This window comes from Rhizobium sp. UBA1881, assembly GCF_002338015.1.
Lineage (GTDB): Bacteria > Pseudomonadota > Alphaproteobacteria > Rhizobiales > Rhizobiaceae > Rhizobium.
This window is the reverse complement of record NZ_DDHH01000052.1, coordinates 22632-28631: the sequence shown is the minus strand read 5'-3', so window position 1 is coordinate 28631 and position 6000 is coordinate 22632. Positions and strand designations below refer to the sequence as shown.

8 protein-coding genes are annotated in these 6000 nt (G+C 60.2%); 4 read left to right on the top strand and 4 right to left on the bottom strand.

What is annotated here, in order from left to right; genetic code table 11:
• On the bottom strand, positions 1–459 hold a 459-nt coding region (locus B3605_RS05245), incomplete at its 3' end, for a S4 domain-containing protein (RefSeq protein WP_296433098.1).
• A gap of 43 nt (positions 460–502) precedes the next feature.
• On the opposite strand from B3605_RS05245, the gene B3605_RS05240 reads away from it, so the two are divergent.
• The gene (locus tag B3605_RS05240; RefSeq protein ID WP_018897072.1) at positions 503–889 is read left to right on the top strand and encodes a hypothetical protein; all 387 of its coding nucleotides are present in this window, start codon (positions 503–505) and stop codon (positions 887–889) included.
• A gap of 5 nt (positions 890–894) precedes the next feature.
• On the top strand, positions 895–1716 hold the full coding sequence (locus B3605_RS05235) for a TrmH family RNA methyltransferase (RefSeq protein WP_112945350.1): 822 nt from the start codon (positions 895–897) through the stop codon (positions 1714–1716).
• 19 nt (positions 1717–1735) lie between these two features.
• On the opposite strand, the gene B3605_RS05230 is transcribed toward B3605_RS05235, so the two are convergent.
• Both B3605_RS05230 and B3605_RS05225 read right to left on the bottom strand, forming a co-directional pair.
• Positions 1736–2896, bottom strand: a complete 1161-nt coding sequence (locus B3605_RS05230; RefSeq protein WP_112945351.1) for a hypothetical protein — start codon at positions 2894–2896, stop codon at positions 1736–1738.
• A gap of 116 nt (positions 2897–3012) precedes the next feature.
• Complete coding sequence (locus B3605_RS05225; RefSeq protein ID WP_112945352.1) at positions 3013–3609, bottom strand: DUF1134 domain-containing protein; 597 nt, start codon at positions 3607–3609, stop codon at positions 3013–3015.
• Between the two features lie 185 nt (positions 3610–3794).
• On the opposite strand from B3605_RS05225, the gene chpT reads away from it, so the two are divergent.
• Positions 3795–4445 (top strand): histidine phosphotransferase ChpT, encoded by a 651-nt coding sequence (gene chpT, locus B3605_RS05220; protein ID WP_026282744.1) that lies wholly within the window; start codon positions 3795–3797, stop codon positions 4443–4445.
• 127 nt (positions 4446–4572) lie between these two features.
• A complete protein-coding gene (locus B3605_RS05215) occupies positions 4573–4935 on the top strand; it encodes a response regulator (RefSeq protein ID WP_112945353.1) in 363 nt (120 codons plus the stop codon).
• A 134-nt stretch (positions 4936–5069) separates the two neighbouring features.
• Here the strand turns inward: B3605_RS05215 and ctrA are convergent, their stop codons facing one another.
• Complete coding sequence (ctrA, locus tag B3605_RS05210) at positions 5070–5771, bottom strand: response regulator transcription factor CtrA (RefSeq protein ID WP_003542362.1); 702 nt, start codon at positions 5769–5771, stop codon at positions 5070–5072.
• Between the last annotated feature and the right edge of the window lie 229 nt (positions 5772–6000).

The following is a 6000-nucleotide window of genomic DNA, read 5'->3' as shown; positions in this document are numbered from 1 at the left end:
TGTCGTGTCCTTGTCGAGGCGGTGGACGATGCCTGGACGGCGCACGCCGCCGATGCCCGACAGGCTGTCGCCGCAGTGATAGATCAGCGCGTTGACCAACGTTCCCGTCCAGTTGCCAGCGGCTGGATGCACGACCATGCCGGATGGCTTGGAGATGACGATCAGGTCGTCGTCTTCATAGAGAATGTCGAGCGGGATATTCTCGCCCTTAGGCGTGGGATCCTCGGGCTCGGGCAGGTTGATCTCGAAGATGTCGCCGGGGCGGACCTTCTTCTGCGGATCGGCGACGACTGATCCCTTCGACGTGACCTGGCCTTCCTTGATCAGCACCTTGACGCGGCTGCGGGAGAATTCCTCGCCGAGCTGAGCCGTCATCCACGCATCAAGCCGGCCTTCGGCATGTTCATCCGCCGTCAGGACTTTCATATTGCCGGCTGCTTGTTTAAAGGGGTCGCTCAAGACGCTTCTTCTCCGAAGTATTTTATAGAATGGAACGCCATATATGACGAATGTCCAGCCAGAAGACGATCAGGAAGAAAAGCCCCTCGATCCGGCAATGGAAAATGTCCGACGCAAGATGATCCGCCTGCAGATCGTCTCGGGCTTCATCATGTTCGTGAGCCTTATGGCGGTCTTCGGCGCGGTTGTCTACAAGACGATGCGGGCGCCGGCCAAGGAGCCGGTCGCGATCACGTCCGCCGGGATTCCGTCGGATGCGCCGGTTTCCGTGACGGCAAACCTGCCCGCCGGCTTCGTGCTTCAGTCCTCTTCGCTCTCGGGCGGCCAGATCATGTTCTTCGGCAAGACCGCCGAGGGCGTGGCCAAGGCGCTGGTGTTCGACATCAAGGCTGGAAGCATCATCGCCGACGTGACTGTCAACGGCGGCTGAGAACGATGGCCCCTCGGCTGATTACAATCGACAATGCCGACGACCCTGGTATCGCCGAGTTTCGCGATATTCGCGAACGCGATCTGACCGGGCGGCATAACCGGTTTATCGCCGAGGGCACTGTCGTGCTGCGCATGCTGGCCGAGGCCCACCGGTCGGGCGGCGATTTCGCGGCCGAGAAGGTGCTTTTGCTGCGCAACCGTGTCGAGGGCGTTGCCGATATTCTCGAGCGGCTGCCGGATGACGTTCCCGTCTACGTCGCGGAAGCGGATGTGCTCGACCGCATCGTCGGCTTCCATCTGCATCGCGGCGTGCTGGCCCTGGGGCGGCGACAGCCACGGGACGGCGCGCTGATCGATCGGTTGCCCGAGCGTTCGCTGGTGCTGGTCGGTTGCGGCATTTCAAACCACGACAATGCCGGCTCGATGTTCCGCAATGCGGCTGCCTTCGATGCCGATGCCATCTTCCTCGACGAGACCTCGTGCGATCCGCTCTATCGCAAGGCGATGCGCGTTTCTGTCGGCTCGGTGTTGAGCGTTCCCTATCAGCGCGGCGGTGACGCGGTTGAGCTGCTGACGCAACTGGCCGAACGGGATTTCGCCATCTGGACGCTGTCGCCGCGCGGCGAGGTCGATATCCGCTCCATTCCGGCCTCGGAGCGCATGGCGCTGGTCGTCGGCACGGAAGGCGAGGGGCTGCCGCAGGCGGTGCTGTCGCGCTTCCGTAGCGCGCGCATTCCGCAATCGCCGGGGCTCGATAGCCTCAACGTCGCGACCGCGACCGGTATCGCGCTGTTTGCCATGTCTTCCACGGCCAAGCGTATCTGAGATCTGCTGGCGGCTAGGCTCAGCCCGGCTGCGACAGGATCGTGGCAGCGCGCTGGGCGAGGTCGATGCGCTCGCCTTCCTTCGTTTCCGCCGTCTCAGGCAGCAGCTCGCGGATCGGCGAGGCCTTGCCTTCGTTGATAGCGGTCAGCGCCACCATGTCGGCGGCGATGGTTGCGATCTCTTCGCGGATCGCGCCGTCGTTGGAGGTGTTAAGCCTCGCGGCAAGGATTTCCTCGGAAACGGCCGCGCTGCGGGCGCGCACTTCTTCGGCGAGGCGCGCTGCGACCGCGGCGGTATCGAGTTCTGAGATCGGGGCTTCTTCCGGCACGGGCTTTTCCTGCGGCGGGATGAGAACGAGGGGAGCAAGGCCGGCCGAGCGAAGCGCGCGGTTCGCCTTGCGCATGTCGGCATTGGCGGCCTTCACCTGATCCTTGAGCTTGGTCAGATCCTGTTGCCGGCGCGTCAGAAGCGCTTCCTTGTCGGCAAGGGTCGCCTTGTCGCGCTCGGCGCGGTCTTCCAGACGCAGAACAGCGTGTTCCTGCTGTGTCAGTTTCTGTTCGGCATCCTTGGCGCGCTTCTGCAGCAGGCCGACGTCCTGGCGAAGCTCGTCGCGCTCCGTGCGCAAACCGCTGTGCTTGAAATTGAGGTTCTCGAGCTCGGTCTCGCGCGCGGCCATGTCGATCTTCAGATTGTCGGTCTGCTCGACGATCTTGTTCAGGCGGATACGGAGAGCATCGAGCTCGCCTTCCTTGGCGGCACTTGCCTGTTCTGCGATGTGCAGGCTCGTCTTCAGCTGGCTGATATAGTTCTCGTCCTTGCGCAGGTGAGAGCGCAGCTCTGCCGCCTCGACGCTCATGTCGGCGATCTGGGCTTGAAGCGCGCTGATCTCGGAGGCGAAGTGGCCGGCGTCGCGGGCGATCTGGTCGTGCTTCAATTGCAGCGACATCGACTTTTCGCGTTCGCGAATCAGATCCTGCGTGGTGCGGGCGTTTTCGGCGGCGTAAAGCGCGCGGACCATGTCCTTTTGCGCGCGCACTTCCTGGGGGCTCAACGGCATCGTCGCGCGCATGCGGTTTTCCGTGTACCAGACGATACGGCGATGGACGGCCGGCGATACGAGGAAAACCAGGAACGCCGCGGCCAGAAAGCCCAATCCGAACAAGAGCGCGTATTCGATCACGGCGAGGCCACTGCTTCCAGAAGTTGATTTGCGTCAGCCAATGATTAAGCGGCCAACGCCGTTAGGGCAAGTGGCGGATGGGTCACGGCGACACAGAGTTCGCCGTGACCATGATATCAGAAGGGGTTCCAGGTCGGATTTGGGGTAATCTTGATATAGCCGACGTTGAGGCCGAGGCGGGCGCCGACGCCGGTGCGGATCGGCACGACGAGAACGTTGTTGTTCTTGAGCAGCGTCATGCCGAAGCCGGCGATGACGAAGGCCTGGCCGCTGACGCCGCCGAAGCGGGCATAGATCGCGTCGGTCGACGGCAGGTCGTAGACCAGCATCATCACGCGCGTGCCCTGGCCACCGTAGTCGATGCCGAGCGAGGGGCCCTGCCAGTAGAGCGGATGCTCGCCGGCGTTCTTGGTGTTCAGCTGGCCTTCGCCATAGGTCAGGCCGGCGATGAAGGCGCCGGAGCCTTCCTGGCCGAGAATATAGCCATTCGGCAAGCCGTACTTCTGGAAAGCGGCCTCGACCGCCTTGGCAAGGCCGCCGCTGGTGGAGCCGAAGAAGGAATGGCCGGCGTCGACGATTTCTTGAACCGAGTATTGATCATTCCTGGCTTGCTGAGCCGCGGCCTGCGTCGCGACGAGCATCAGGCACGAGATCGCGAGCATCGAGACCCGCCGGCAGTCGGCCAGGAATCTTCCTAGGATTGAGGGGCGCATGGTGTCATCCGTTCATCATGGTCGATACATGGAGCCGTTTCCGGCGTTTCTATCATTTTGCGCGGATGGTCTTAACAATCGGTTTACCAAATATGGTGTCATTATGGCGCCGAGTACGCTCGCAAACTTCGTGCAATGATGAAGCAATATGTGTGGCGGAATGAATCACCGCCTTCTTGGAGACAATGATGTCGAAGAATCCAAACCTTACCCTGACCGGCCCAGATCTGGCCGCGCTTCTCTGCAGCCGTGTTTGCCATGACGTCATCTCGCCCGTCGGCGCGATCAACAACGGCCTTGAACTGCTCGACGAGGGCGGCGCCGATGCAGACGCCATGGATCTTATCCGCACCAGCGCGCTGAACGCCTCGGTTCGTCTCAAATTCGCACGCCTTGCCTTCGGCGCTTCCGGCTCCGTCGGCGCTTCGATCGACACTGGCGAAGCCGAGCGCGCCGCCAAGGATTTCGCCGCCGCCGAGAAGAAGACCGAAGTGGTCTGGAACGGACCGCGCGCCATCATCGCGAAGAACCGCGTCAAGCTGCTGCTGAACCTGTTCCTCGTCGCCTATTCCTCCATTCCGCGCGGTGGCCAGATCGATATCACGCTCGAAAACCCGGAATTCGACGCGAAGTTCACGCTCGTCGCCAAGGGCAAGCTGATGCGCCTGCCGCCGAAGTTCGTTGAGATCTCGACGGGTGAGATCGAAGAAGCGATCGATGCCCACACGATCCAGCCTTACTACGCAGTGCTGCTCGCGGAAGAGTGCGGCATGAAGCTTGGCCATAGCGCCAGCGCCGAAGAGATCGTCTTCACCGCCGAAGTCATTCCGGCCTGATCTAAAACAGCGCCGGGACAGATTCCCGGCACATTGCTTGTATCGAAGTAATACTTCCTTAGCCGAATGTTTCTATCCTTGCCCGTGAAGATGCCAGCCAGGACAGAAGCTGGGCAATGGAGCAGCGATGCAAAGGTTCATGATCACCGATTCGTCGGACGTCGTTCGTAAGGTCGGGAAGCGGATTCTTTCCGAACTCGACTTCATGGTCAGTGAAGCCTCCAGCGCCAGCGAAGCATTGTCCCACTGCCAGGTGGAGCTGCCGGACTACCTGATCGTCGATTCGTCCATGGATGGAGCGCTTGATCTGATCGTGGCGGTTCGCACCATGGAAGGCGGCAAGGAGGTCAAGATCTACTATTGCGTGATCGAGGCCGACTTGAAGAAGCTGATGATGGGCAAGCGGGCAGGGGCCACGGATTTCCTGCTGAAGCCGTTCGACCGCAAGATCCTGACCGCGGTCTTCGGCAATCGCGCCATCGCCGCCTGATATTTCCATTCGATTCAATCGCAAAAGCCGCCTTCAGGGCGGCTTTTGTCGTTTCAGACGTGTGCAAGATACAAAAAATCCCGCCGTGAAGGCGGGATCTTAAGGATGATCGGCGTAGGGACCGAAATCGGATATCAGGCTGTTTCGGCGTATTCGGCACCGTCAGGCTCGCGCAGAACGTAGCCACGGCCCCAGACGGTTTCGATGTAGTTTGCGCCGCCGGCAGCGTTTGCAAGCTTCTTGCGCAGCTTGCAGATGAAGACGTCGATGATCTTCAGTTCCGGCTCGTCCATGCCGCCGTAAAGGTGGTTCAGGAACATTTCCTTGGTGAGCGTGGTGCCCTTGCGGAGCGATAGCAGCTCCAGCATCTGGTACTCCTTGCCCGTCAGGTGAACGCGCTGGCCACCGACTTCGACGGTCTTGGCGTCGAGGTTGACGATCAGTTCGCCGGTCATGATGACCGACTGGGCGTGACCCTTGGAACGACGGACGATCGCATGGATGCGAGCAACGAGTTCGTCCTTGTGGAAAGGCTTGGTCATGTAGTCGTCGGCGCCGAAGCCGAGACCGCGAACCTTGTCCTCGATGCCGGCCATGCCGGAGAGGATCAGGATCGGTGTTTTAACCTTGGACAGACGGAGAGTGCGGAGCACTTCATATCCGGACATGTCTGGAAGGTTGAGATCAAGAAGGATGATATCATAATCATACAACTTGCCGAGATCGACGCCTTCTTCACCAAGATCGGTGGTGTAGACGTTGAAACTTTCTGACTTGAGCATCAGTTCGATGCTCTGCGCTGTCGCGCTGTCATCTTCGATGAGTAGTACCCGCATTCTTATCCCCTTTACCGCCGCCGAAAGGTGGTCTGGCCCCTACGCGATACAGAAATGTCACTGCGTGATTTGGAAGCTGCCACGAAATGGTTAACAAATTCTGATTCACTCTGGCAAGAGGTAATCAATTTATTAAATATTTTGTCCATTCCGCTGTTTTCCAACGAGAATCCGCAAGGCCCTCTTCTCAACTGTTACATTAAGAAAGGCCGGCAAGCGATTCATTCGA

Excerpts from the sequence above, each read along its gene's own strand:
- chpT (WP_026282744.1), top strand. The coding sequence starts at position 3,795 with ATGATGTCGAAGAATCCAAACCTTACCCTGACCGGCCCAGATCTGGCC.
- B3605_RS05240 (WP_018897072.1), top strand. The coding sequence starts at position 503 with ATGACGAATGTCCAGCCAGAAGACGATCAGGAAGAAAAGCCCCTCGAT.
- B3605_RS05235 (WP_112945350.1), top strand. The coding sequence starts at position 895 with ATGGCCCCTCGGCTGATTACAATCGACAATGCCGACGACCCTGGTATC.
- B3605_RS05225 (WP_112945352.1), bottom strand. The coding sequence starts at position 3,609 with ATGCGCCCCTCAATCCTAGGAAGATTCCTGGCCGACTGCCGGCGGGTC.
- B3605_RS05215 (WP_112945353.1), top strand. The coding sequence starts at position 4,573 with ATGCAAAGGTTCATGATCACCGATTCGTCGGACGTCGTTCGTAAGGTC.
- ctrA (WP_003542362.1), bottom strand. The coding sequence starts at position 5,771 with ATGCGGGTACTACTCATCGAAGATGACAGCGCGACAGCGCAGAGCATC.